Origin of the sequence: Enterovibrio coralii (assembly GCF_001559595.1) — a bacterium.
Classification (GTDB): domain Bacteria; phylum Pseudomonadota; class Gammaproteobacteria; order Enterobacterales; family Vibrionaceae; genus Enterovibrio; species Enterovibrio coralii.
Genome location: NZ_LNTY01000006.1, coordinates 143,042 through 169,619, shown reverse-complemented (window position 1 = coordinate 169,619; position 26,578 = coordinate 143,042). Strand labels below are relative to the sequence as shown.

Annotated in this window: 14 protein-coding genes and 5 pseudogenes; all 19 read right to left on the bottom strand. The window is 49.3% G+C overall.

Features of this window, described 5'->3' with window-relative positions; genetic code table 11:
* Positions 1 to 13: 13 nt before the first annotated feature.
* Entirely contained in the window at positions 14 to 871 is an 858-nt protein-coding gene (locus ATN88_RS01545; protein ID WP_232312676.1) for a type VI secretion system ImpA family N-terminal domain-containing protein, read from the bottom strand.
* A 28-nt stretch (positions 872 to 899) separates the two neighbouring features.
* Positions 900 to 4,445, bottom strand: a complete 3,546-nt coding sequence (gene tssM, locus ATN88_RS01540; RefSeq protein WP_067410379.1) for a type VI secretion system membrane subunit TssM — start codon at positions 4,443 to 4,445, stop codon at positions 900 to 902.
* A 21-nt stretch (positions 4,446 to 4,466) separates the two neighbouring features.
* Positions 4,467 to 5,863: pseudogene (tssA, locus tag ATN88_RS01535) on the bottom strand (type VI secretion system protein TssA).
* 8 nt (positions 5,864 to 5,871) lie between these two features.
* A pseudogene (gene vasI, locus ATN88_RS01530) lies at positions 5,872 to 6,446 on the bottom strand (type VI secretion system-associated protein VasI).
* A 120-nt stretch (positions 6,447 to 6,566) separates the two neighbouring features.
* On the bottom strand, positions 6,567 to 7,508 hold the full coding sequence (locus ATN88_RS28760; RefSeq protein WP_408607695.1) for a sigma-54 interaction domain-containing protein: 942 nt from the start codon (positions 7,506 to 7,508) through the stop codon (positions 6,567 to 6,569).
* A gap of 599 nt (positions 7,509 to 8,107) precedes the next feature.
* Positions 8,108 to 10,722 (bottom strand): annotated as a pseudogene (gene tssH, locus ATN88_RS01520) (type VI secretion system ATPase TssH).
* A gap of 11 nt (positions 10,723 to 10,733) precedes the next feature.
* The gene (gene icmH / locus ATN88_RS01515; RefSeq protein WP_067410374.1) at positions 10,734 to 11,525 is read right to left on the bottom strand and encodes a type IVB secretion system protein IcmH/DotU; all 792 of its coding nucleotides are present in this window, start codon (positions 11,523 to 11,525) and stop codon (positions 10,734 to 10,736) included.
* Positions 11,526 to 11,528: 3 nt separating this feature from the next.
* On the bottom strand, positions 11,529 to 12,863 hold the full coding sequence (tssK, locus tag ATN88_RS01510; protein ID WP_067410370.1) for a type VI secretion system baseplate subunit TssK: 1,335 nt from the start codon (positions 12,861 to 12,863) through the stop codon (positions 11,529 to 11,531).
* 2 nt (positions 12,864 to 12,865) lie between these two features.
* Complete coding sequence (gene tssJ, locus ATN88_RS01505; RefSeq protein WP_067410365.1) at positions 12,866 to 13,333, bottom strand: type VI secretion system lipoprotein TssJ; 468 nt, start codon at positions 13,331 to 13,333, stop codon at positions 12,866 to 12,868.
* Positions 13,334 to 13,336: 3 nt separating this feature from the next.
* On the bottom strand, positions 13,337 to 14,818 hold the full coding sequence (gene tagH / locus ATN88_RS01500) for a type VI secretion system-associated FHA domain protein TagH (RefSeq protein WP_067410362.1): 1,482 nt from the start codon (positions 14,816 to 14,818) through the stop codon (positions 13,337 to 13,339).
* Between the two features lie 8 nt (positions 14,819 to 14,826).
* A pseudogene (gene tssG / locus ATN88_RS01495) lies at positions 14,827 to 15,869 on the bottom strand (type VI secretion system baseplate subunit TssG).
* Positions 15,833 to 17,599, bottom strand: a complete 1,767-nt coding sequence (gene tssF, locus ATN88_RS01490; RefSeq protein WP_067410357.1) for a type VI secretion system baseplate subunit TssF — start codon at positions 17,597 to 17,599, stop codon at positions 15,833 to 15,835. Before tssF ends, tssG begins: the two are co-directional and overlap by 37 nt.
* Complete coding sequence (tssE, locus tag ATN88_RS01485; protein ID WP_067410354.1) at positions 17,600 to 18,037, bottom strand: type VI secretion system baseplate subunit TssE; 438 nt, start codon at positions 18,035 to 18,037, stop codon at positions 17,600 to 17,602.
* Positions 18,038 to 18,040: 3 nt separating this feature from the next.
* Positions 18,041 to 19,512 (bottom strand): annotated as a pseudogene (tssC, locus tag ATN88_RS01480) (type VI secretion system contractile sheath large subunit).
* A gap of 29 nt (positions 19,513 to 19,541) precedes the next feature.
* Positions 19,542 to 20,054, bottom strand: coding sequence for a type VI secretion system contractile sheath small subunit (gene tssB, locus ATN88_RS01475; RefSeq protein WP_067410351.1), 513 nt, complete (start codon positions 20,052 to 20,054; stop codon positions 19,542 to 19,544).
* 1,060 nt (positions 20,055 to 21,114) lie between these two features.
* Complete coding sequence (locus tag ATN88_RS01470) at positions 21,115 to 22,017, bottom strand: hypothetical protein (protein ID WP_157490635.1); 903 nt, start codon at positions 22,015 to 22,017, stop codon at positions 21,115 to 21,117.
* Positions 22,018 to 22,032: 15 nt separating this feature from the next.
* Complete coding sequence (locus ATN88_RS01465; protein WP_067410344.1) at positions 22,033 to 23,706, bottom strand: hypothetical protein; 1,674 nt, start codon at positions 23,704 to 23,706, stop codon at positions 22,033 to 22,035.
* Between the two features lie 27 nt (positions 23,707 to 23,733).
* The gene (locus tag ATN88_RS01460; RefSeq protein WP_067410329.1) at positions 23,734 to 24,537 is read right to left on the bottom strand and encodes a DUF4123 domain-containing protein; all 804 of its coding nucleotides are present in this window, start codon (positions 24,535 to 24,537) and stop codon (positions 23,734 to 23,736) included.
* Positions 24,537 to 26,486 (bottom strand): type VI secretion system Vgr family protein, encoded by a 1,950-nt coding sequence (locus ATN88_RS01455; protein ID WP_067410325.1) that lies wholly within the window; start codon positions 26,484 to 26,486, stop codon positions 24,537 to 24,539. The genes ATN88_RS01460 and ATN88_RS01455 overlap by 1 nt, the downstream gene beginning before the upstream one ends.
* Positions 26,487 to 26,578 lie beyond the last annotated feature (92 nt).

Here is a 26,578-nt window from a genome sequence, read left to right as displayed (position 1 = left end):
GATTCGGCATACTTCAGCCTGAGGCATAGTTATCTCCCACCTTAGAAGCAAGAAGGATGGAAACTTGGTCTGAATAGCTTGAAGCAAGCTCTAGCTGAGATTCACGCAACTGAACCGCACTGAAAGTGGCATGGATTGAAGAAGCTTCATCGGCAGAAACTATTTTCGGGATCTTTTCTGGCTCTGTCAGTATCGTGATTGGTGTTTCGATTTCACCTTGCACCAAGGTCAATCCGTAGTAACCAAGACCACCAACAAGCAGCCCAATCGCAAACACCAAAGCACCGCTATTTTGTTTTTGCCGCTCTTCGACAACCTCAACGTGATTAACCAGTGGTTGCGCTTTCGCGCTCCTCTCAATGCGGTCTATGTGCTCAAAGATGGCGTACCCCAACACATCTAAGTCTTCGACTTTTCCTTCGTCATTCAATGAAAGGTATCTGTCTATGCTCTCCAAAGCCCGCTCACAGCGATACAAATCCCGCAATTGCTCAAGGCTCGGTCGCATTGCTCTGACTTCTTCACCAATCCGGCCGAGCATCCAACGGTAAAGGTCGGCTTGCTTAGCAAAAGGCATGTCATCGTCATTGGGGGTTCTGAGCACAGTGACCTGCAGTTCAAGCCCATCAGCGAACGCGGAAAGGCCTTGGGTTTTCATGGCGGCAACGGTGTAATAGATCGCCACCAGCAAATCCACACCTTCTCGCTCAGCCAATTGTTCGCAAAGCTCTCTGACTTTGTCCCAATCCGTTGAGCCAGCCAGCGGGTTGAAGCGTCGGTTTATCTCACTGCGAATCTTTTGATATTCCGATGCATCACGCAACCGGGCACTGTTTCCCGCTTTTTTTGCTCCATTGATGTCAGTAAACATCCTTTGCGGCACCTTGATCTTCCTTTTCTCAGTAAAGCGTTCTAGAGAGGTTGAACCCTCGGAAGATTGACGCAGTAAACGGATTACTGTCAGCCTCTGAATGCAGACGATACATCACGTTCCCGCCATCGATATTGAAGCGGTAATCCACACTGGTGGAGCTAGACCCAGCCACTTCCGCCTGCTCCAACAATCGGAAGAATGCCCAGGGTCCACGGATACTGATACCGCGTGGTGACGCATTGGCGGCAACCGGAATCAAGGTAACTTTGCTGACCGCGGCTTCGCGCAATGTGTTCGGCCAAATCAACCCGACATTTTTGCGCGGGCCATGGCTGTATTCCACATATTGGCCATCAATATTGATGACAGAACGGCGTTTATTGGCACTGAGCTCGATGGGTTCAAGCGTGAACTCCACATCCAGCACACCTTTACGATTAAAGAATGCCCGCTGAATTTCGCGGCCGCGCTCAATTTGGCTGAGCACATCCTGACGGATAAGCGTTTTGCCTTCATCGTCGGCTGAAAGCTCGCCAGTATCTTCAAGGAACATGCGCAGGTTATCTTCGTAGAACTGCGTTAACGTGCCATTTGGCGCGAAGAAGGACTCAAAATCTTCCAGCGCGACATCTTTTGAAGAGCGCGTGTTAAAAGGATAACGAGACGCCAGCTTGCTCTGGAACGGATTGAACACGTCAGCCGCCCAGCGCACTTCGAGGTAACGAATCGCTTCCTGACGCACCACATACCAACTCTCATCCGCGAGCTTTCTCAACATGCCGTCATACGGTTGAGGCATACCCGAAGCAATGCGTTGCAGCACATAGATAGGATCCGAGTTGTTCAGGGACAAGCGCGCTTTGGTTGCCTCCAATGCGGCTTTACCGACATCTGGCGCATCATTGATCGACTTCATGTACGCGGTCAGTTGCGTGACCGCTTCCATCACTTCATCAAGATAAATCGGCTTACCCGGCTCGATTTCAGACAGGCCATTCAATGCAGAAAACTGGTTATCTACCATTGCCGCAACACGATAGCGTGGCGACTTGAGTAGCTCGGCTTTGGCTTCATCGCTTTCCGGCAAGCTTGGGAACAAGTCAGTATTGTCGGTTACTTCTTCAAGTAAACGATGCAGCGGCTGGTTGTTTCCCGTGATGCTTTCCAGTACCAATACGGCATTGTGAATATCCGGAAACGACTTCACATCCACGTCATTGGTGGCGCGTCGCCAAGTGTCTGAGTAATCGGCTACATAGAGATTACGGATCTTTTCTCGTAAGACGCGCTTGTCTTCCTCTGAAAAGTTAATCGATTCAACCTGTCCCAGTACCCAGCTATCCACCAACGCCAGTTCGGAGACAGAGTCTGACTCAGGAATAAAGTAGGTTTCAAAACCCTTCTTCGTGAGCATTCTTGGAATATCGAGGTTGTTGCTATCGGCAACGCGCTCGCTGAAGACCACATCGAAAACGGGGCCGATCGCCGTTCCTAAATTGATGGGGGAACCAAGTACAGCGGTTGATGCTTGCTTTAAGTTTCGATAAACACGCTGCTCGATAGGCATACGGCTGAGGCCAACTTGCGCGTTCGCTATAAGGTTGTCGTATGGCGACAGAATGCGCTCCGCGCTCTCATCACCATCGATACGGTCACCCACCAAGTCGGTATGCTCCATCGCATAGTCGAGGTGCTGCATCAAACGCTCTTGCGTATCGCGTTCACCTTCATATTGTGCCTGCCATTTGGCAGCAAAATACCGCTGAACCATATTCTGATAACGACCGTCGTCATCCGTCATCATGCGGAACACACGCAATGAACCAAGTTGGTTTTCATCATCTTGCGCGCCGACGACATCTGCAGCAGCGACTTTCATCAATGCAGGGAGATAGCGATTTTCCAAAAGGCTAAGGTAAGTGCGTTCAACTTCAGGACCGATCACATGGCCCTGATACAAGCCAAGATCGGAGACATACTGCGGTTTTTCGCGGAAGAAGCCGAATTCTAAGGTTGCCTGACGAATCGTATCCAACGGCGCAAGAATATCGACGCCATCATCAATGATGACTTCTGATGCGTAGTTATTCTCGTAGTCATTCACCTTCGCGAGCACTGCATCTGCTTGCTCAACATTTTTGAGGTAGTACTGATGCCATGCGCCAATTAAGAGAAAAGACGCAATCCCACACGCCACCGCGGATAGCATGATGAAGCGTCGTTTGGTTTTCGCGACGCGGAAGTTGTCTGAGGCCAGCCCAGCTTCAGGATAAATCACCCGATTAAACAGATTCTGGGTGAAGTAGGTCGTTGAATTAGCTGCATGTTGCGCGGTATTGGCGGCCTGTGAGAGCCCATAGCGTCGGGAAGCCGAATCCATAAAGGCATTGGTCGGCACTCCTTGCTGGTAAACAGAGGTAAAGTACAACCCGCGCACCAAGGCTGACGTGGAAAACTGATCACTGCCAAAGGCATCTTGTAGGAATTGCTTTAACACATCGTGAAGCCCCGCCATCTGGCGGCTAAAGCTGTAAATCGCAGTGCGATCTTCGCCATCAAAACACTGCATCAACGCGGTCGGCAGCATCTTGTTAACGCGTTCCACGAAGGAGCCGAAATCGTTATCAAATTCCGCCAGCCAGCTATCGAGGTCATCGACAGAATCGAGGGTAAAGGTAAATCCCATCACTTCTTCACGCTCTGCTTTCGAATAGTGACGGAAGAAAGGTTCGAAGCCATACAGCAAATCAAGCTTGGTGAGCGAAACATAAACCGGTAATCGGGTAGACAAGGTTTCCATCAGCTCACGCAATCTCGCACGAATAAGATTCGCGTGAGCTTTGCGTTCTGTCGTCGTCGCCGTAGCAAGTTTGGCGACATCCAAAGCGACGACAACCCCATTGAGTGGTCGGCGGCTGCGGGTTCTTTCTAACCACTTAACGAAGTGGAGCCAAAGACGACGCTCCATCTCTCCTTCCCCCTCTGACGAGGTTGCGCGTTGGGTTAACAGCTCGCCGTCTGGATCTATCAACACGGAGTCATCACCAATCCACCAATCCAGCGAGAAGGGGTTTTCACTTTTCTTACCTGATGCACGCATCACCGACGAAAAAACAAAGTTTTGCCCCGAGCGGTTGATTAAACTGGTTTTCCCAGAGTTTTCAGGACCTAACACCAGATACCACGGCAATGCGTACAAGTAATTTCGCTTGTTCAAGCTTTTCTGCAAGGCCGCCATGACTTGATTAAGTTCGGCTTCTTGGCGTTCTTCATATCGCTGGATGGGGTCTTCTTGAAGCTGACGCTCGCGGTCTTGTTTGGCGTGATACTCCTTGAGCTTTCGCCACTGAAGAAAGCCCCAAGCTGCCAACCAGAACAGAGAAAAGATAACGCTGGTAATTACACGAGCCATCAAAGGCTCCAGCGGATGCTTCTCGTCAACTTTGAGCCAAGGACCCGCCCACCAAATCGCGACGTTGATTAAGACGAAAATGGCCACCAAAAGAATGGGCAACGCAGATTTCAGTGCGGGTACCATTTTCTTTAGCAGCGATGTTAACTTGCTGAACATGTGTTTCTATCCCTGTTTGAATTACGGCTTCGTAATGTTTTCCAAGCGTTGCAGCAACGCGGGTTCCCAATCGGCCAAAGACGTTTGGCTGGCTTGCTCGAAGAGATTCTTGTATTGCTGATCGGCCATCGCACTGAGTTGATTTCGCTTCATGACATCGGCCGATAACATACGCCAGTAGAAAGCATCTCGAGGTTCTTTGGCTGAAGACAAACCGTCATTAAGCATGGCGAGAGCGACAGATAATCCGCCTCATCCGCCAGTACAAAGGCTTCCTTGCGCTTACTGTCCCAATCAGACACGGTTGCTGAACCTGTACTGGTCGTTTCCCCTTCCTCCAGCCAGCGGCGCGTTTCCTCGCTCACGAATGGCACGCCGCCTTTAAACGTCAGCAGCATTACGGCAGGTAGGCGTTTCACAAATCCTCTGACTTCCGAGGCGATGGTGTCAGCCCACTCGTTGTTACCCAACTTGAGGGCGATGCGATAGCTGAGGAAATGGCCGTCAATCCAGAACGGAGCGACAGTCAGGCTTTGTTCTACTTTGCGCCAAAGTGCATGATCAGCACCGCGCTTTAGCTGATCTTCATATTCACTGATGCGGTCGACCGATACTGGCATTAAGGGCGTTTCATTGTTCGCTTCTGCGTCAGGCGGAGACGTAATGGCAAACCACACGGCAAAACGTCTCAAACGCAGTGCCAAGCCAACGCCTCCATCAAGCTCTGCAACAAACTCCGCCACTTTTAGCAGGGTTTGCTTTACCGCTCGGTCAGAACTGCCATCAATTTTCAGCTTTGGTGACGGTGATGCCGTTGAAGGCGTGACGCTTGATATCGCCGGAACACTTTCAGGTGGTGGTGTTTCTGCCTGATGTTTGCTTTTTCTCTTTATCAGTGCAGCGATGTCATCCACGCCCTCTGTCGGCAAATCCTTGCTTGCCGCAGCAGAAGACAAGTCTGAAAGTGCATCTTCGATTTCGGAGGCTTGCTCCGGCGCAAACATGGAAGCATCCAATTTCTCGGCGGCTTTTTCAGTGCGCTGAATGATTTGGGAGTAAAACTTACGGCGAGGCAAAACGCCCCTTGGACCGGGAGCCGGATGACAGGTTTCCCAGTACTCAGCGATAAAGTCCGCCAATACAAAAACAGACAACGCAAACCGCTCAGGTGTCGCTTGGTACTGCAAGCATTGAAGCAGGTACGTCAGTAACTTGAGGTCTTTGGTTTGGGTTTCAATCAACTTAAGTGCGCTTTGCTCTGCTTCTCCCCACTGCACGTCGGCATGAGATAACGAGCCCACTTTCATCATTTGAGACTCAACAAAGTCCAACAACGCATCATCGAGCAAACGTTCGCCAACGGGACTTTCCCCAGCGATGGGCTTTTTAATGCGTTCTCGGTAGGTATTCATATCCATCACTGCACCTACCAACGACACGTATTTCGCATAGGTTTGATGGCATCACGCAATGTGGCAGTATCAAACGTTAGATTGCCAATCTCTGGCAGCTCGGATCGAAGCACGGCACGATCGCCAGACATCAGGCTTTCATGATGTCGATGGCAGGTAAACCGCGTCCTGCCCGCATAATGTTGCCCGTATCGTCGCTCAGCCAACGTTGGGTGATGCTGGCATTTGACGATGCTGTCACGCTTGCCTTACCCGCATTGGTAGGCCGAGGTAACATCAGTTCGACACGGCTGATGTTTTCAATGCAGCTGAACATCAGCACAGGCATTTCGGATTTTTTCTGAACACGGTCGGTCATGGCCGTCGCCGTCATCCAGATGCCGTTTTCAGGGCGAGTTTCATCAACATAGAAAAGCTGAAAATCGAATGCCTCATCACTGCGTTGCGATTCGCTTTGCATCGCCCTTTTCCATGCATCAGGCTTTTGTTCAATCAACGTCATTTCTTGCTCTGCCTTTGCTGGCGTTTTGAACACATCATCAAAGCAGGCAAGACGATCAAGCCGAGCAGAAATTTCAACGCAAGCCATACCGCGTGACACAATATCACTCGCCTTTTCATGCTCACTGGCATGGCTCGTTGCGGCCATGATCATCATGGAAAACCAGAGAGTGACGATTCCTAACTTCATCTCAATCAATCTCCATTTTCAGGCACTTATCTGCAACGTACGTTTTGGCAAACCGAGGCTTTCTGCCGCTTTCGAGCGGTCTCCACCAAAACGCAACAAGCGATAACGAATCACGCGACTTTCAAAGTGACGCACCGCGGCTTTCAGATTGTCGATGTCGGTAATATCCATGCCGATGTAGCTTTCGCTGTCGACATTCACATCATCACTGTTTACCGCCAGCGCATGATGCTGCTGCAACACAGTGCCACCAATATCGTCAGCCGAGATTTGCTCCCCTGGTGCCGTCATCGCACAGGCGTATTCAATGATGTTTCTCAGCTCACGAACATTGCCGGGGAAAGTCATCTGGTCGAGCAAATCAAACGCACCGTATTGAACGCCTGCGATGTGCGTACCGAGGTTGGCGTTATATTCCTCAACGAAATGGCGCACCAAGTGAGGGATGTCTTCTTTTCGGCTATCCAACGACGGCATAAACACAGGAAACTGATTGAGCCGATAAAAGAGATCTCGGCGAAATGCTCCCGTATCGATTCGCTCTTTCATCGCAACGTGGGTTGCCGCCACTAAACGAAAGTCGGCAGAGATTTCCTGATTCGAACCCACAGCACGGTAGGCTCTTGTCTCCAACACGCGCAGTAATTTGGCCTGAAGTGCTATCGGCATGTCGCCAATTTCATCCAGAAACAGAGTCCCGCCTTGTGCATCAGCCACGAGACCTTTCTTGGCACGTTCAGCCCCTGAAAATGCGCCTTTAGCGTGACCGAATAATTCGCTCTCAAGCAGGTTTTCTGGAATAGCAGCACAGTTGATGGCGATGAAGGGTTTACTCTTGCGATCTGACAGCTCATGCAGTGCTTTCGCCACCAGCTCTTTCCCTGTCCCCGTGTCACCACAGATAAGCACGTTGAGAGGAAGTTGAGCACCCGTGACCACCTTTTTCCTCAAATCACGCATGCTTGCACTATCACCAATCAAGACATGTTTGAGTTCATAAGCTTGTTCGCGGCTCAACTCGTCATGGCGAATACGCTTTATAGAAGAGTTCAACGCAGACACCTGTTGGTGTTCTTCGCGCAATACCTTGATGGTTTGATATTGGTTGCTGAACACCTCGCAGATACGCAGCCAATCGTTATCAGCAAGCAGGCTACCAAGGACATTCGCATTGCCCGTCATGACGATGATGCCTTTGGTTTGCCCTTGCTGAGGTGGCAAGGGCATGACAAACACACTCTCCCCTCTCTGACGAAGCATCATGAGTGCCACAAAAGCAGGGTTCTCTTGCCAGTAATTCAACTTGGCCGGATCAAGCAACATAGGTGTAGACGACTGAAACACATGAGCAAAGGGGTGTGAAAAATCATCTACAGCCCACTCAAAGCGTTGCGAGCCTTCGGAGATCGAAAGGGTGCGTCCCTGCTGACAGGGAAACACAACCCAAGCATGGCTGACCGCTAAATTGCTGGTCAACGCCTCACAAAACTGAGTCTGCAAGCCGTTGTGTTCTCTTTGACCTGAGAGACAAGCGGCAAGCGAAAGCCAATCCATCATGACTACACCACCTCGCTGACAAACTCTCCGTCTTGAGCCGTTAAATACACACGTTTAACAGGCTCTCGGCCAGCCAGCTTATTCAGCAAAGCTAACGAGACGGGTGGCAGTAATTGGCCTTCAATAATGGCCTCCAACATACGGGCACCGTTTTCGGATCGTGTCGCGCGACGTTGGATCTCTCCAATCAAGGCATCATCAATCGCTGTTTCCGCGCCATAGCGGTCGGCAAACACCGTTTCTAGACGGCGTAATTTACCTTTGATAATGGCGTTCAACGTGTCGCCACTTAGAGGGAGGTAAGGTACGATTTCCATACGTGCAAGCAGAGCTGGTTTGAAGAAGGCGGCCAACTCGGGATAGAGCTTTTCTTCCAAAACGTCAGGCTGCTCTGCAAAGTCCACGATAGTTTGGTAGCCGAGGTTTGAAGTCAGAAAAAACACCACGTTCTGGCAATCAATCACACGGCCTTCGCCATCAGCCAGCTCCCCTTTGTCAAACGCTTGGTAGAAAAGGTTGAGCACTTCTGGGTGGGCTTTTTCCACTTCATCAAGCAACACGATGGAGTACGGCATTTTGCGGATAGCTTCTGTGAGAATGCCGCCTTCGCCATAGCCCACATACCCTGGAGGAGAGCCAATCAGCCGTGAAACGGTATGCTTCTCCTGATATTCAGACATATTTATGGTGGTTAGAAATTGCTTGCCGCCATAAAGCAATTCCGCCAGTTGCACGACCGTCTCTGTTTTTCCTACGCCACTTGGCCCTGCCAGTAAGAAGGCACCTTTTGGTCGCCCCGGACGGCGTAAATCAGCTCTTGCAGTCAGTAGATGACGATGGACAACTTCGAGAGCCAAATCTTGACCCTTGATTTCATTACCGAGCAGTTCAGGAAGATGGGTAATTCGACCGAGTTCGTCGGTATTCATTTGATCAGCCGGAACACCCGTCCAATCGCCGATGACTTCGGCGATCTGCTGCGCATCAACGTGCGGATGGACAAGCCTTTCGGAGTGCGGAATCGCATCAAGTTCGGCATAAAGGCCTTTCAGTGACAACCTTAGCGATTCACGGTCTTCATCACTCAATGCTTCTTCTTCGTCATTTGGTGTTGCGAGGATTTGCTGACGTTTTTCGATCACCTCCTCCACACGCGATTTTTGTGATTGCCACCTTTGGTTAAGAGTCTCTCGTTCTGTGAGATCCTGAGTCTCTTCAGCTTCGAGGCTGCTAAACAACTCCTCGTCAATGTCATAACCCAACTCGGATTGACGCTTTAGCATATCGAGTTGTCTCTGACGTCTGACGATGTTGGTATCAAGCTCGGCTAAACAGCGTGGCGGCGCACTGAGGTTAATGGCTATACGGGCACACGCCGTATCTAATACATCAATCGCTTTGTCAGGTAACTGACGTCCTGAAATGTAACGCTCAGACAGCTCAGCAGCCGCCACCAGCGCATCATCACTGATCAATACTCGGTGTGATTTCTCATAGACACCATGGAGACCACGCATGATATCGACCGCTTGCTCAACGCTCGGCTCATCCAATTTCACCAATTGAAACGGCGGCTGAGTGCCGGGTCTTTCTCAACGTATTTCTTGTACTCTTTCCACGTTGTTGCCGCGACGGTGCGCAATTCGCCTCTCGCCAATGCGGGTTTGAGTAAATTCGCGGCATCACCGCCACCTTCCTGCGCACCCGCGCCGATAAGCGTGTGGGCTTCATCAATGAAAAGAATGATGGGAACAGACGAGGTTTTGACTTCATCAATGATCGCTTTGAGCCGCTTCTCAAATTCGCCCTTCACAGACGCGCCAGCTTGCAACAGCCCTAGATCCAGCGATAACAGATCGATACCTTTGAGAGAATCAGGTACGTTGCCATCGACAATGCGCTGCGCCAATCCCTCCACCACCGCACTTTTACCGACGCCCGCGTCACCCACAACAATGGGGTTGTTCTTGCGGCGACGACAAAGGATGTCGATCATGAGATTGATTTCGTCATCACGGCAAAGCACGGGGTCAAGCTCACCTTGCTTGGCCATCGCTGACACATTGGTACAAAAACGTCCCAGTGCCGTATCTGCTTCTTGCGGCAACCCTTTTTGCTGCGATGTCTTTTCATTGTGCACTTCAGTTTCTGCGGAATCTTGTGTCAGTGTTGCAAAGTGCTTCTTAATGGATTCACGATTCACGTTATCCAACAAACGGATAAGCGTGAGGGGTAAATAACGGTCTGGGCGCATCAAAGCGGCAAGGAACACCACCCCAGAGCGCACTTCTGTGTGTCCAAGATCGGTCGAGCCTAACAGCCAAGCATCCTGAAGTAGCTCAACCAGCAAAGGAGAAAAAGAAGGAATATTGTCGATGACCTTTTCACGGCTCAGTGCTTCGCCTGACATCTGACGCACTTGCTGATGATCAACATCCGCCTGTTTGAGCAGCACGCGCACATCAGACAAAGGGTTTTCCAACAACACATACAGCAGGTGCTCTGTGGTGACTTCTGGGTTTTGTCGCTCAATGCTGAGCGCACCCGCTTGCTCTAACGCCAACTTTGTTTGAGCATTCAGTTTGCCAATTAATGTTTGTAGTTCTATTTGGATCACGGCATCACCTGTTATTGCAGAAGTTGATTGAGCTGTTGAAGCACGTCAGATGTTTTGTTGCTTAGCGCAATGGAATACCCCGTAAACACCACCACCAGCATTGCCAAAAAGCCAACAAAGATGGTCCAAACTGGCACCTGCTTGCTCAAGCTGTACTTGGTTGTCACGACGTTTTGCGCAGCACTGGTCAGCGACACTTGCTCGTTGTCATCGAGTTGACGTAATTGTTGGTGAAGGCGCGTAATGACTTTCTCGTATTCCTCGCGCCCTTTCTCCATCACTTTGTAACGCCCCTCAAAGCCAAGCGTCAGACACAAGAAGATGAATTCAAGCAGTGATTTATAACGAGCGGGTTCACCCTCAAGACGGGACAAGATGGTAAAGACCTTCTCCCCACCCCAGGTTTCATTGTGAAAGCGTGTCAGCAAGGAATGTTCTGCCCACACACTGTCAGCACCCCATGGCGTGCTCATAATGGCCTCGTCCACAAAGGAACAGAGCACATATCGATAAGCGAGGATCTCAGCGTGATCGACGCCTTTCTCGGTTAACTCGACCTCAATCGCTTTAACTTCCTCCACCGCTTGCTTGTAGATGCGATCCACATTGCTACAGCTAGAAAGCTTACGCACACGTAATGCCATGCCGAGCAAGGGTGTAGCGGCATCAATAAGCGGATTGATATTGTCGCCACGGAGCTTGAACCAGTAATCCTGATCCGCGTCCATATTGGTCGCTTCGTCAAAAAGGAGATGGTCGTAGTCTCGGTTTTTATCCGGCGCATCGATGTACATTTCGGCCATGGCTTAACTCCTTATTGCCCAGAATTGCAGGTCGAGATCCGGGAAGTTACCCGCCACATGGAAGGCGAAACCGCTCGCGTTAGCGAGCATCGCCCATGCAGCACTGGTTTTGTCTAGCTGGTAGTAGGTATAACCGGCGTGATACGGCAACTGACGCGGCGCAACAGGTAATGGCGAAATCGGAATACCCGGCAATTGCAACGAGATGAGTTCGCGGATTTTCTCGACCGATGCGACTTTGGTTTGTTGCACAAACAGTTTTCTGAGCTCTTCCATAGGCATACGCGCACGAACAGCCAGAATAAAGTCCGCATCGCGCACCATTGAAGGGTCTTGCAACGGTGCCACCATAAGTCCGTACTTACGTTGATGCAGTTGAATCGATACCGCACGTGGCTCAAGCACAATGCTGAGTGACTGACGAAGCTGCGTCATGAGCGGTCGGAATGAACTGACTGGCATGTCATGTTGGTAGCTGCCAAACTCCGGTGCCATGCGGCTTTCATCAGTGAAGGTCGCTAACTCACCACACATTGATGACAACGCTTCATACAAACGTTCTGGATGCAGGCTGCGAAGGCGAGATAAGTGTTGAAGCTGCGGCTGCATGCGGTTCAATGATTGCAGCAGCATGAAGTCGGAAACATCAGCAACACCGCCCTGACTTGGCGCACCGATACGTTGCGAAATGTTTTTCGCCCGCTCTCGCATTAACCCTGCCATTTCACCAATAAAACGGTGAAGCACAGACACCGCGCCCACGTTGAGATGACATGGCACAAAGTTCTCATCCAACAGCACACTGCCATCTGGGCGTTTTTCTAAAATGCGCGCAATCGCGATGGAGGCATAAGCACTTCGGTCTTCTTTTTCCAACATCAGGCGAAGGCAAACCGGACTGACATCAATCGGTGCCATGTCACCTTGGAAGGTGTGAATATCACGGACTTCTTGTCGAACAGAAAGATAACGTCCAGACCCCGCACCCTCCGGCCAGCTCACTTCGGTAATCGCATCACTACGAAGCGGAATGGCCAGATAAACCACCTGATTGGCCAGCGAGCTGTCCGCCACTTCTAACGCCTCAGGCTGCATATCTTCCTGCGGGATGCGGAAAACGGTACCGTCCGGCATCACGCCAGAGGCACTGTCTAACGCAATACGCCCAAAACTCAGGTATTCCGCATTCAAGGTCATTTCAGTCAGACCATAGAGATAGCGGCTGACAGAGGTCACGCGCTCGTCCAATTGGAATTCAAGGTTTCGCTGTTGCTGCTGGAAATGTTGAGGCTTCACAAAAAGCCCTTCATTCCAGACCACTCGGTTTCTTGCAGACATCCTTACTCCACCTTCCGAAGCACGACTTCGTTTTTGTTGAAATACATAAGCAGGTGGTACTGACGCCCAATTGGCAGCACCTTCACCACTTTCTTCCAATCACTGCTTTCAGAGTTGGAGTAGCGTGCCATTACCGCGATATACCGCGTGTCATCCTCAATTTGAAACGCATCAATAAACTTGAACTGCTGCGGGACCAGCGAATAGTCTCGATGGTCGACGTAGTTACTTTTCAATGCGGCTTTCGCAGAGTTTGCCAACTGGTCGTAGCCTGATGCTAAAAACATGGAGTCATCCTCCAGCTCAAAAACCTGCACCTCAAACGGCGTGGCATCCCCGCTGAAATTAGGATTTACATCGTGTGTCGCTACCATGCTGAACGTCACTGTTGTCGGCTGATCTTTGGGATGGTCAGAGCTAGAACACCCCACAAGAACCAACAACAGCAAACAACCGAATAGACGTTTCATGACTTAGACCTCCAACTGCTTCTCACGCAGTTTCCTGTCGTATGCCTGATCAAAGATCTCCCAGAAAAGCTTCTCGAAACCACGCTGTCTGTCCGAGGTCAGTTCCGTGTAATAGCTCTGGTACATCTTCCATGCCCACGCATCGGCAGATTCCGGTGATACTTCACCAGGTCGGCGATACGCACTGAAACGGCGCATCAACACCTCAGGAGAAAACGCGCGAAGAATTTGCCCCAATGCCTCGACGGTTGCGCTTTGCACCGCCTCGTTGTGATGACGCACATTGGTCAGGCTTTCGCCAATGGCTGACGGCGCAGAAAGGTGGACTGCGCTGCGGTGACGATCAAACAGCGTTTCTACGGTCTCTTCGTAAGGCAATCCGAGACGCAGCGGGTTGTCTTCAATCGGTTGGAGGTTCTTGTTCATCATGCCAAAGCGGCTTTCTTCAACTTGCTGGTGAAGTGCTAACAAACCCTTCACTGCCGCTTGAAGAGACGCCCCCATCTCTTCTGACATGGCCTGCATTTCAGACATGTTTTCCGTGTTGCCAGTTTTCACGCCCAATCCACGAAACAGCGGGCCAGCAACCATATGATTAGCCTCACCAAGCCCGTTGTCCGCGCCATACTCCAGCGCGTACCCATTGGCATCCTGTGCGCCGTAGCCATTTGAAGCACCATGGTTAATCGAAGGGTCATAAGAACCGTCGGCTTTCTCTGCATTGGCGTAATCACGCCCAACCTCTTGTTCTAGGCGCTCAAGGATTTTGTCATCCATCTGGGTATCCTCACTCTGTAATGTCCGTTTCAGCGTGATGGCTGAACTCATTTCATATTCACTGTCTGCATGGACGGTTTTTTCTTCGCCGTGCCACTGGGTATCTTTTGCCAGCAAGTAGCTTTCCTGTGCTTGCTCAGGCGATAAGCTGCGGGTTTCGTTTAAGGGATGTTCGTTAGAAGACGTCAGCGTGCGCGCAGCATCCAACGCGGCAAGGGGATCATCAATGACTGCATCATCGGCACCATCATCCACAGCCTCATTCCGGTCGCTGCCAATCAATGCGGCGTCATGCGTTTGGTGGAACACATTGTCGAGGCCATGGTTTGCGACGGCATCCACACCCAGATCACTGAGATGAATGCGAATTTGATATGGGCCGATCAGCACGGTGTCGTTGTCTTTCAATCGTGCAAATTTCGCAGCACCAATAGGCATGGTGGCACCATTGATGTAGGTCGCGCCCTGAACATCTAAAAGACACAGTGCGTTGTCGATATCAATGATCTCAGCATGCCGTGGAAATACGCGCCCATCGCGGTCTAACAGTGTCCAATCGTCCTGACTGGTTGAGCCGATCGTGCCGCCCTCGGCAGTAAAAACATGCGAGGCTGACAACCCGGCTTCCAACTGCTGCGTATTCGTGACCGTCAGCGTGACTTGCTGCGGACGAGGCATGTTTGCTTGGACAGAATTCGGTAGTGTCATACGTCCCTCTATTGCCTGACCTGAATGCGAACCATGCGTTGTCTGTCGACATCACCGGTGAATGACGACCAACCTAACGAAGCAGGAGCATGTTTTGACAATTGCATGGGCGGCGCTTGATCGGGCTTCAAGCCAAGCTCTATGTCGAACGCCATTTGTTCTCGCAGAACGAATTCCACGAGCGTTAAAAGAGGTGAATATTCTTTGCCTGAAGGCAGAAAATCTCTGAATCTCGCCTGAGTAAGCCCGTTGATGCAGATAACAAACTTGCCGCTACGGTCAGCGACGCGATCACCGATGATGGTGTCGATACCTAACTCGCCGTTGACCATGCCGAGACACATTTTTTGGTCTTCTGGAATAGCTACTTGTCGCAGTTCCCACTGACGGATTGAGACATCATCAAGGTCGAAACAATGCGCAATAATGCCTGACACCACTTGGGAGAACGGCTTCTGCCCGCTAACATCCCCGCGTAGGAGAGCATCTTGCACCAGTTGATCGGTGTATCGCCGCGCAAGTCCTTGTCAGACAGACCCACCAGCGCGAAGAGCTGAGCAGAAAACGCGTCTGAGGCATCTTCCCGAAAACGGATGTAGTAGCGGTATTTACGCCACACCTGATAAACCAGTGTGAGGATGCGGTGGTTGAAGAAATCGAGAAATGGCTTTCGCAGCCCGGTTTCTTCGCTTTCCGTCAGAATCTCTTCCAAGAAAAAGCTAGGTAGCGGTGACTGGGCACCACTCATCCCAAGGAAGGTGGCTTCCAAGCGAAAGCGTTGGTTATCGAGGGCATCTAATCTACTGACATCACTGGCTGCAAACCCCAACCCCGGATGCGTACCAAACAGGATTTTGCTCGATGTCGATTTTTCATTTTCTGGGTCCAACGCCTTTAGGTGATGAATCAACTCCACCAACTGGTAGAAGTTGTACGCCCTAACGTTTTTCGGTAACCCTTGATGCCCGCTGTTATCGCCATCTCCATCAGGACGTGTTGGCGTAACATCAGGGCTTAGATCAGCGGTTGCTGCCCTGTCTGTATACCCCATGTGTACCTTTCCTGATTGTCTGCGTTGATGACCACCAATTCGTGAAACGAATTGATACTGGCGTAAAGTGAGAAAAAACGGCTTAAGACGGTGCCAAAGATGTAAAGCTCGCCTTCTGACCCAAACGCCGATTGCGAGAGCACGATTTCTGAACGAAGGCCGCGAACAGGCAACCCTCGGATAATTTTTTCGATTGGCTTAGATTGAATATCCACAATGCCATCAAGGCGCTGCCGAGAAATACGCTCAGCCTGACGATCGACCAACGCGCGAAAGTCATAGGCTCTCAGCACGGAAGACAGCGCATCTTTCGACAAGAGTGACAAGTAGTTCAAAGAGAGATTGGAAATCAGCGTCCACAACAGGGTGCCATCTAACATGGGACGCATCGGTGCTGTTGGTTCAGTCAGGTTCGAGAAGGTTGCGTACGCAGGTGAAGAATCCGTTGGTACACAAATGTCGCCTTTCCCAAGTTCCATCGGCAGTTGGCGATTTGTACAGGTGAGGTTGAGGGAAATTGCCTCACTGAAATCAACACATTCCGTTTCATCGCTACGCACAAAGGAAATGTGATGGTCAAAACCGTCGCTATGCACGCTGTCGCGCACTCTAACGCGGTAATACAGTGCTTTTCTGTCCCGTGCCCGTTCAATTTCGTGTTGGAAGCTTTCAAATGGCGTATAGGTCCTGACCTGACCACGAATACGGCCGACATTGTTCTCTTGCCACCCCTGAACCAGATCAACACTGAAGGTTTCATAGTGGGATGCGTAACGACTCGACGGCGTGATTTTATACTCGGCACTCTTTCCATTCAGGTCGATGGGATCGGCATCGTGCGAAAACAGATTGATGACAGGTGTGCAGTAAAGCTCAAACATGTCTTTTTTGACGCGAACATCAGGCGTTAGTGTTTTCGAAAAACTAAAGCGTAGCGTGATGCTTTCCCTCACGTTCGCAGGTACATAACGACCTAATCCCTGAATATCGAAAAACAAGTAAGCATCTGGGAAAGATAGGTATTCCTGCAATATCCGATAACCTTGATACACGTTTGTCGGATAAGGCAAGATGGCGTCGTCAGTATCAAACCCCACAGTCTGGAATGCACTTTTCGGCAAAATGACGGCATTGTCACCCGCAATGATTTCGACTTTTTCGAGGTAATGGCTCAACCACAAATACAGCATTTCTGCGCTGTATTTTTCGCCGCCTAAGTAAAAACGCAAAGATGAGAGTCCGAGTTGATTGACTGGCTGGTCACCTAAAACGCTAAGAGAGACATCAATCATGGATGCATCTCGAGTATTCACTGTGGTGACGTCATCTCGGCGCAGAGGATAAATGTCCACATTTCGGCATGTGCGAAAATGACAAACGGTCCCCATGACGGCATGTGAGTCAACTTGTGTACCGCGCTCAATGGATTGCGCGTACGTCAGGGCTTTCTCATCAGGGGTAAATTGTACGATGCTCGTACTTGGTACTGGCCTTAAATAATTCGGCCACAACATGCTAATGATTGAGTGCGTCAGTTCAGGAAATTCGTCTTCAACTTTTTCTCTCAGCCGCCCCGTCAGAAACGCGAAACCTTCCAAAAGCCTTTCGACATCAGGATCGGTGCTAGAGCTATTAAGAAAACGGGCAAGCTGAGGATAAACCTCTGTAAAGGCAACACCCTGCTCACGCAGGAATGCCAACTCGTCCCTGAAGAATCGGTTCCGTGACACTTAAACTACTCTGTATTTTCGGTTGCTATCCAACAGGAGCTCGATTTGCACATTCTTGTGCAGGGCACCCACGTTAATCGTTGCCTTAAGCTGAAAGCGCAAATTGAGCGGCGATCGGTTATCCGGCAGCACATGTACTTCGAGCTGACGAATCCGGGGCTCATACGTTTCCAAGCAATCTTGAATGGCGCGTTTAATTTGCAACGCCAAATCATGTGAACTCAGGGATGCATCATTGAAATCAATCAAGCCCAGCTCTGGTGCGCTTAGCGATTCGCCGATTCGCGCATTGAGCAAGTTGGACACATTCTTTTTCAATGACACCAGAACATCATCGACATCTGGCCCCTGAGTCACCGAGCGTTTTGGGGCATCAGCTTCTAACCGTTGGAAGAAGCTGACGCCGTAGGCACAATCTTCTGGATCAGGTAATGGCATTCACTACTGATCCAATCGGCCCACAAGGGAAAGCTCGAAATTCGCGCCCATGTACTTGAAGTGGGGACGAACAGCCAGCGACACTTGGTACCAGCCTGGATCGCCTTCCACATCCAGAACTTCCACTTTCGCAGCACGAAGTGGACGACGGCTACGGACTTCTGCTGGCGGGTTTTCCTGATCCGCAACGTACTGACGTACCCAAGTATTCAGCTCACGCTCAAGATCCTGGCGCTCTTTCCAAGAGCCGATCTGCTCGCGCTGCAACACTTTGATGTAGTGCGCCAAACGGTTGATGATCATCATGTAAGGCAGTTGCGTGCCCAACTTGTAGTTGGTCTCGGCTTCTTTGCCTTCTTTGGTATTTGGGAACACCTTTGGTTTTTGAATTGAGTTGGCAGAGAAGAATGCAGCGTTATCACTGCCTTTACGCATGGTGAGAGACACAAAGCCTTCTTCAGCCAGTTCAAACTCTTTACGGTCAGTGATCAGCACTTCTGTTGGGATTTTTGCTTGAAGCGCACCCAGCGACTCGAACAGATGAACCGGCAAGTCTTCAACTGCACCGCCGCTTTGCGGACCAATGATGTTTGGACACCAGCGGTATTTCGCAAAGCTATCAGTTAAACGAGAAGCCAACGCAAACGCAGTGTTACCCCATAGGTAGCTCTCATGCGACTCGCTCACGTTTTCACGGTAGTTGAACGAAGTGATTGGGTTTTCTACTGGATCGTAAGGCACACGCAAAAGGAAGCGAGGGGCAGTCAAACCGATGTAACGCGCATCTTCAGACTCGCGCAGAGAGCGCCACTTGGTGTAACGCGGGCTCTCGAATGTCGCAGAGAGGTCTTTCAGGTTTGGCAATTCTTCGAACGAGTCGATACCAAAAAACTCAGGAGCAACAGACGAAATAAATGGCGCATGTGCCATCGCGCCAACGGAACCAACATACTGAAGCAGCTTCATGTCTGGCGTTGAAGGCGTGAACGCATAGTTACCGATAAGGGCACCAACAGGTTCGCCACCAAACTGGCCGTAACCAGCGGAGTAAACATGTTTGTAGAGGCCAGACTGTGTGGTTTCAGGCGCAAATTCGAAGTCATCCAACAATTCTTGTTTCGTCGCATGAAGGACTTCAATTTTGATGTTTTCACGAAAGTCAGTGCGGTCGACCAAAAGCTTTAAGCCGCGCCACGCAGATTCCATTTGCTGGACAGGTTCGCTGTGAAGGATTTCATCCATTTGAGCACTGATTTTCTTATCAAGCTCAACCAACATTTGGTCCACCAGCGCTTTGTTTACTGGCTCTTCTTGTTGGTCTTTCCCAATCAGGTTCTCAATGAAAGCAGCGACACCCTTTTTGGCAACGTCGTATCCCTCTTCACTCGGGGTCATACGGGTTTGTGCATGATGTCGTCTAACAGACTTCCTGTTTCGTAGGCAGAGGTTTCAACTGCATTTTCTTGTACAGACATTAACAAAATCCTTTTCTCTTCTACGTGAGTTACTGTTCGTCTGCTGGTTGCTCTTCAGCACCCACCAGCTCCAATTCTGCGAGAAGTTTTTCGCGCGATTCTTCAGACGCCAGCAGTTCTTGCAGTCGTGATCTGAATGCAGGGATATTACCTAGCGGCCCTTTCAAGGCGACTAACGCTTCACGAAGCTCGACCAGCTTTTTAAGCTCTGGTACTTGGTTTGCCACCGAGTCAGGAGAAAAATCAGCAAGTGATTGAAAAGAAAGCTCAACAGGAAGGTCGTCGCCCTCTTCCTCAGTCATCACATTCGGTACCGATGTCGTCACGGAAAGGTTGCTTTCACGCATCACAGACGTGAAATTGTTTTTATCAACCGAAACTGCTTCTCTTTCTTCAATCGATGTGTCTTCTGGGTGGCCTTTAAAGTCGCCCAGCACGACCATTTTTAGCGGCAGTTCAATTTCTGCCTGAGCGTCACCGGTAGCAGGAACGTACTTAATATTGATACGTTCTTTTGGTGCCACACTTCCCTCTTTTGCCATTTTTCCATCTCCTTTTTCCGATGAGATTTAGAGCGATAAACTTCCATATATGCATCTCATTCGTGCGTGCTTCACGGTCAAGAAAAGCAGTTTTAAAAATGAGAAACAGAAATATTTAGCGCAAAACAACCCTTCCCAATTTTAAAATTGGAAATAAATCAACCAGCCGAGTCGTAAAAGACCCGAGAGTTAAATGAAATTAATTACTTTACAGCAGCGGGAACTTTGGGGAAGAAAGAGGGAACAGCCTGAAAAACACCATACAGGACTCACGATCAGAATGAGAATTGCATTAATGCCTCTAAAATGGCTTTCAAACAACTTGTACCACCGTAGAACCTTGCCAACCAAAACAATGATTTAAAAACAAAAACACACTACGCCCTGAACTTTCATCTGGACTGTATGCTAAAACATCATTTGTGAAACGCTTCTGTGACAGTGAAATGCATGTCATCGCGTCTTCGTTTATTTAATGGCTATATCATGATTCAAACCATTTAAATCACACAAGCAAGATAATGATATTTTTATACACAAATAAAGAAATAAAGATTCAGATCTCACTTAGTTATATATTGGTCATTTGACTCAAAAAGTGGAATACGAAATTTAATACAAAGATGTCAGTAATTTATACACAGACATAAACATCACCAGTCTGCCATGAATAAAATACTAATATAAAGAAATGCTAATTCAGGGCTTGATTACTTAGACTAATACTATTCTACTTTTATCAATTACCCGTCCATTCTCACTTTAGAAATTCATTGTCTAAATGACTTACACTAGCGATGGTAGCAATCATGCTGGATTCAGTAATGAGTTAGTGTCTAGATTTACCGCTAACCCACTGAATAGGTGAAGGAAAATTGATATGGAAGAAAAGAGGAAGAAGATGTTCAAATGTTCTGAGAATAGATAGAGCGATGACTGCTGATATTTTTAGGCATTAAATATCACAAAGACCATAAAAACAGGCAGCCATCCAATTACTCATACTTTTAATGCCTAGGTATTAAAATGGGCTAATACCTATTGCTTATCGATCGAAGGTTTAACGGGTAAGAACCCACTTCCCTTCAAGCAACGAGAAATAAGGATTGTAAGAAAAATAGAAATCGTCGTCTTCAAGGCGCAAGGGAGAGTCACCATTTTCATCTTCAAAGCGCACTAATCTTCCTTTGTTGTAGGTTTTAACCTCGTAGTTGCCCCAATCAATGTTTACCACCGACATGGATGAGGCTAACTCATCTTCAATCCCTATCGTTTCCCAGAAGTCATCCCCACTCATGCCTTCCGTTTGACCCTGCTCTTCGCTAGATATCGTCGCCTCTTTTTTCAGAGCAACCGCATCTTTGTTTTTCATCATTAGCCACAGATCGAGATACTTATCCTGCAAGCTTTGGATTTGTTCTTCTGTGTCCGAGAACGAAGTTGCGGTGGTCCACTTCCATTCTGGAATCCCCTTCGCTTCAAAGGTGCGCGTCACTTCATAGAGGAACGAATCCGTCACGTATCCTTCACTCACTGGACCAACGTGATTATTACCGTTATAGATTGGAGTGTTCACACCCGTCGGTTGCAGCTTCTCATCTGGCGAAGTGACGACACTCACCAACTTCATGGCTTTGTCCGGTGTGTTTGCCGAAATCACCAGCTCACAATTCGAGTTTGCCTGCAAATTGAGATCATCCGGCACGCCGAGCGGTGCCATGAGTGTGGTTAAGGTATTGGTACCATTTTCCAATATACCGGTTACATTGAAGCCTGTGGAGATGGTTCCTGATTCTGTCATCGCGTTATTAGCCGTATCAATGCCATTGACACGTGAAAAGCAAAAGCTGGTTTTCGTATTGAACGATGCCAGATAACGTAAATTGTCCATATTTGCCTCTTGAGAAGTCGCACATCCGCTTGCGAAAGCGGTTAGAGTAACCGCCAATAGTGTTGGTTTCATCTTGTTATCCATGCTTTACATAATGGTGATTCGGCACTTTGATTTCTCTTTGGCAAGCTTCTTGTAGATGACCCAATCATTGTTATACAGGCTGTTTGTGTCCTTATAACGACCTGATGTGCCCGTCGTTTTAGTCGCCTCACCAGACACGATTCCACCATCTGTTCTAGAGAAACGACCGACATTGGCTGGTCTTGCTCTTTTCGGCCTCCTTGAGGCTATGCCTAAAGACGCATCGACCCGCACTTTTGCAATAACACCATTATGGAAAAATACGAGGTCTAACCCACCATTGTGGGTTGATTCCAGTTCGAATAACGCTTTTGCTTCGATACGTGCATCAGCTTCAAAGTAGCCTTCTATCACCCAATAGCGCACACCACCGCGTATATTTGTGATAACGCCGACATCCACTTCCCCTCTCACCGCAGAACCGACTTGAAACTCATACTCTTTCGCTTCATTGGATTTGAGCTCAAAACCAACTTTCATTACACCGCCTACGGTGAAGTAGAGCTCGGCCCCGACATAGGCCGCGTCTTTGCCCTCATTAAAGTCATCTTCCATCGCTTTGGCAGCTTCGCGGATTTTTGCAACCGCCCTTTCCGCTCCGTAAGCAGCGGCAAATGCTTGGATGAGGTCAATCTTCATCCTAACGCCCACCAAAGGATTCAAGCCAACGGAAATGGCTCTCTCGATGTAAGGTGATCCGGTCTTGTCAGATAGCTTTAGTTTTCCGCTTCCTTTGAATTCAAGCTTTGGATAATCAAAATCGATACTCACCAGTTTCACTTTGCCGGAATCAGAGTGCGCGAACATCTTGTTCACTTGCGTGAGTGCTTTCTCTGCTTTCTCGAGTAAAGAAAGATTCTGTTTATATTGAGTAAATTCTTTCTTAATGATGTCAGTCGTGAAGGATTTAGAACTGTTGGCGATGGACAATTTAGCCGAACCGGTCATCGATAGTGCGCCACGAATCGCATTACCGGGCACTTTTTTCGTCCAGCCTTTATGCGCTGTATGTTTATGATCTGGGTTGTGGCCAGCTTCTATTTGCGCCCCTCTCATGATGCGGCGCCGATCGTTGTCTGTCAGTCCCTCGGCATCCATGGAGGCAGCAACGGTAAGGCCGAGTTCATACTCGTATTTTGGCAAAACGTAGATAGTGCTTTCCGTCGCCATAATTGGCCCTACTTCAACGGAAACTTGTTTTCCACCTTCCGTCTCAAAGGTCTTAGGCACAATTGGAGCACCCGCGCACTCACCAATCATCAAGTCATAAGGTGTGCTTGGTGCTGAATCCATTTTTCCTAGTACGATAAAAGACACAAAGTCGACGACGTTGTAGTTTTCCGCTTTTCGCTTTAAGTCATCAACGAACACCAAATTCTCGGTATTACCACCTGAGGACAACTCACCAATGTAGTCTTCGTTTCGTTCGCTGAACAAAACCCCTGAAGGGCAACCGCTGCTGCCCGTCACACACCCTTTTGAAGCCAGCTCAACGTTAACGTCGACACCTTTCCCGTCTTTGTCGTGCACATAGATGTTTGGCAATGCACCATTTTGTTTGTATTCGTAGGTATGTGTGCTGCCTTTGGGCGTCACTTTCACCGCGTGAATACAACAATTTGGATTTGAACAGTTACATGTTGGCGAACCTGCTGTGGTGCTGACAACATCGACCATGGTCTTCAGTTCCTTGAAAAGTTGTGTTTAAGCAGGCACATAGCCTAACTCTCTTATTAGTAGTGCCTCAGCGCGGTAGTGCCCAACTTCAGATTCATCCTGAATTGCACCAGCGTAATTACGTTTAAAGCTATCGAGGTCACTTAGTCCCCTCTCTTCGCAAAGGCGTGCAATGCCTCTTACGCTCCTGTCATCGGTGATGCCAAATGCCTTCACATAACGAAAAAGCTCCCCGAGAAAGAGGTCGTTGTTGGCGGCAATGCCTGGAAAAAGTGTGTGCAGCTTGGCGATATATCTCGCTTCGAAAATGGCACTGAATTTGTCCATGTGTACCGCATTGAAGCGCATCATCTTGGACTTTGACGACGTATCTTTAGGAAACGCCTCTCTACGCTGTTGGAAATTGTCACTGCGGGGTTGGCCGTCCATCACTGTCGCCACATCTTCAATCGGTCCCAGAAAATTATGAAGCTCCCAATCCGTCAGCACGTCGGTAAGATCCCAGACATTCCTTGGGTCATAGAATCGGAAAAACACCGGTTTTTCTTCGTTAGGCAACTGAACTTGAAGGAACTTTCTTAGGTGTCTTCGTACACTTTGCAGATCTTGCGTAGAGGTTATGTAAATTCCCCAAAGCGACGTTCTTAAAGACAGCCACTCTTTCACCTCATCGGTAAGCTGCACCAAATACGGCGCAAGGTTTACCAACTCTGGTTGAACCGGTTCAAGGTACAAACAGGTATGCGGTGGGTCGAGTTCCGCGAGCATACTCAACAGCTCTTCTTCGTTGGCACCGTCGATGATGGCAAATTCATTGACCTGTTTTGCCATTACTCATCTTCCATCGGACAGTGCGCAACAAACATTGAACCTGCCGCAGCGGCGGTTTTGAGGATCGCGGGGCTCGCTGGAAGCGCGAGTTCTCCTGGGCTTCCACCAGAGTTGAGATTTATTGCAGGCCCTTTGATATCCACCCCTCCACCATGAATGACCACGAAGCTACCCCCAACTTTGAGCGTGATCTTACTACTGCTTTGCAACGTGATATCGCTGGAAGCATCTACACCGACGCCACCCCCAACTTTTTGGGCAAAATCGCCTTGTACGCTTAATCCTTTATCGCCATCGATTTGCTCTAGATAGCTACCTGTCGTTTTGTGGTCTTGCTGACCTTCAACCGTGATTTTTCTGTTGGCTGCTACTGCCAATTCTTCATCGTTACCAATGCTGGTAGTGCGGTTGTAATCCACACGCTCATCTTTCGAGTTGCGTACTTTGATCGCCATGTTCTTTTGCGCGTGGACAAAGATCTCTTCTTTGTCGGCTTCGTCTTCAAAACGAAGCTCGTTGTAGCCTTCGCCCTTGTGTGTGTCCGTTCTCAATACCGTCATGGTTTTGTGATCGGGCAACTTGTAAGGGCTTAAATTTCTGACGTGGTACGTACGCCCTGTCACAATCGGCTGGTCTGGATCGCCCTCTAAGAAAGACACAATCACTTCATGCCCTATTCTGGGCAGGGCAACCATGCCGTATTGCGCCCCCGCCCAACCTTGGGAAACACGCACCCAACAACTGGATTTCTCGTTAGATTCTCCGTACCTGTCCCACGGAAATTGGACTTTTACTCGTCCGTGTTCGTCACAGAAAATCTCTTCTCCATCAGGGCCGACGACGGTCGCGATTTGAGGGCCATCAACGCGAGGTTTTGAATTGGGCACTGCACGCCACTGTCGGTGACCGGGTATCACGTAAAACGCATTATTGTAAGTTGTTTCGCCTTCGCCACCTGCTTCTTCCAACGCTTGAGGTTGAGTACCGTGATGAATCACTGAGGTTACACACCAGTCACGATTAAGCTCGCCGTTGTTGTGGCCTTCCAGCACAAACTTATAGCCACTGGTTACCAAACACACGTTGCTCTTGCCGTTTCCTGTCAGCGCGTCGCTGCGAAGGTGCTGCAACCTGAAACGCGTGAAAGGATTCCCTGCGCTGTCTCTTTTATATCTGCCTGGGTAATCGAAATGTTCGTAGGTCGAACGCTGATAAGAGAGCTCTTGCCCTTGCTCGGTATTGATAAAACAGTAAGCAGGATTTTTGAAACTGTAATCTTTGAGCTGAACCGATGACGGCCTGACTTGCGACTTAAATTGAAAAGTTCGAACAAACGGCAGTTCAGCCACACCGCCCACGGTAGCGTTATAAATGACGGGGTTTTCCAAAGTCGCTAGGGTTTGCGTGTCGTCAAAAAAGACCGCTGTGTGAGTCCCATCTTCGTGAATAAAGTGATAGGAAATACCTTCTTCCGCCGCGATACGTGAGAGAAATTCCAAATCGCTTTCGCGGTATTGGACACAATATTCGCGCTGTTCATAGGTGTTTTTTAATGAGAACGCATAGTTATCGATGCCCATCTCCTGCAGGAGGATAGACATTATTTCAGGAACACTTTGGGTTTGAAAAATCCGACTATTTTGCCGCAATGAGAGTCGAAACAACTCAGGGACAAGCACCAACGAATAATAGGTGTGATGATGCCCAGTATCTCCCTGAACAAACTGACTGACGATACCACTGAAGAAACGTGTCGCCTCCCCGTTTTCCCACATCGTCAAGGTCGCTGGCATGTCGACAATGCTGTCAGCTCGAAGCATTGCTGAGCGGCTGGCCGCCTCGATGGCAAAGCGATACGGTTCAGAAAGAGATTCTTCACCCTCAAACGCGATGACGCTGAGTGTCTCTTCCGTTACACCTTCTACATAAAGCGTGTAATGCAATCCCATGCTAAGTCTCTTCCCTATGCCCTTTTGCTATGACAATCAGACGTTATTCCCATAGCAAAAGTGCCCGCGGCGATGCGGGCAATTTCAATACG